Here is a 1,320-nt window from a genome sequence, read left to right as displayed (position 1 = left end):
CAGCGTCACCGCGGCATTGGTATTGATATCGCCAGTGCCGCTCAGCACATTCGCGAAGGCGGCATTCGCGCCGTTCAGATTCAGATCACCCAGCACATTAATGGCACTGCTGCCCAATGTCCCTGCACCGTTCAAGGTGGCAGAGGCACCCGACGCAATCAGCGTTTGACCGCTTAAGCCACTGTTCGCGCCACTGACCGCCAAATCGCCGCCGTTGATGTTCAGCGTACCGGCACCGGTTAAGCCGCCGGTGGCGCTAGAAGTGCCGCCCGCTGCCAGATTCAGCGTCCCTCCAGTAAGATTCAAGATATTGCTGTTGGTCAGCGCGCCTGTGCTGTTCAGTACCCCACCGGTGCCTAAGGTCACGGTTCCGGCGTTGGTGATGGCTCCGACCGTTTGCGTATGGCCGTTGATATTGGCGCTGGCACCGCTGGCGATATCCAGCAATGACGTCGCGCCGAAGGCACCATTTGCCCCCAGAATCAGCTCACCGGCATTGACCGTGGTTTTGCCCTGATAGCTGTTACTGCCGTTTGCCAGTGTTAACGCCCCGTTAGTGGCATCAATCTGCAAACCACCCACACCGGAAACCAGTGCATTCAAGGTCTTATTCGAGGACGCGCTGCTGTCTGTTGCCAGTAACAAAGCATCGGCATCGTCAGTTAACAGTTCCAGCGCGCTCAGGCTGTAATTGACATACAGGCCCGTGCCGCCGCTGCCGTTACTGCTGGTCAGGCCATAATTATGGGTCGCATTCGCTACCGCCGTGCCGCCCTGCAAGATAGAAGAGATCACGCCTTGCGTACCGGAGGCGACCGAGGTGCCGTTGATCATCAGATCCAGCCCACTTACATCACCGGTCACGCTAGCAGCGTTGATCAACGCCAGCATGATATCGCCCCGATCCTGATCGAGCAGTGACACATTCGGCGCAATGACCGGGTTTTGGTTCGTCCAACTGTCGGTGCCCGTGACACTGACCGTGCCGCTATTGAGCGCCAAGTCTGTCACCGTCACCACACCGCTGGCCTCTGATTGTGGCGCAGCACCGTCAAAGATCAGGGTGCCGCCGCTCAGATCTAACCCGTGCACCGTGCGATCGGTGGTGCCGACGGTGGTGACGTTGTTCGCGGAGAGCTTCAGCGTGGCATTCGCCAGTGCGGCGGTGTTGTCAGCGCTTAAAGCAAAAATAGGAGTTGGTCAGGTTAACGATACCGCTGAACGCGCCGCCCACCGCAGCACCGAAGTTAAATGCCGTGCTGGCATCGTTCTTCGCCACATTCAGTGTGCCGTTGCCGATCAGGGTCTGGTTAAACAGCG

At 58.5% G+C, this 1,320-nt stretch carries 1 pseudogene; it reads right to left on the bottom strand.

The annotated features are described in order from the left end of the window. Positions 1-1,092: pseudogene (locus BN68_RS22815) on the bottom strand (autotransporter outer membrane beta-barrel domain-containing protein); the annotation flags it as partial. Positions 1,093-1,320 lie beyond the last annotated feature (228 nt).

The sequence above is a fragment of the Yersinia massiliensis CCUG 53443 genome, assembly GCF_000312485.1.
GTDB lineage: Bacteria > Pseudomonadota > Gammaproteobacteria > Enterobacterales > Enterobacteriaceae > Yersinia > Yersinia massiliensis.
The sequence above is the reverse complement of the archived record's forward strand: the minus strand, read 5'-3'. Positions and strand labels throughout refer to the sequence as shown.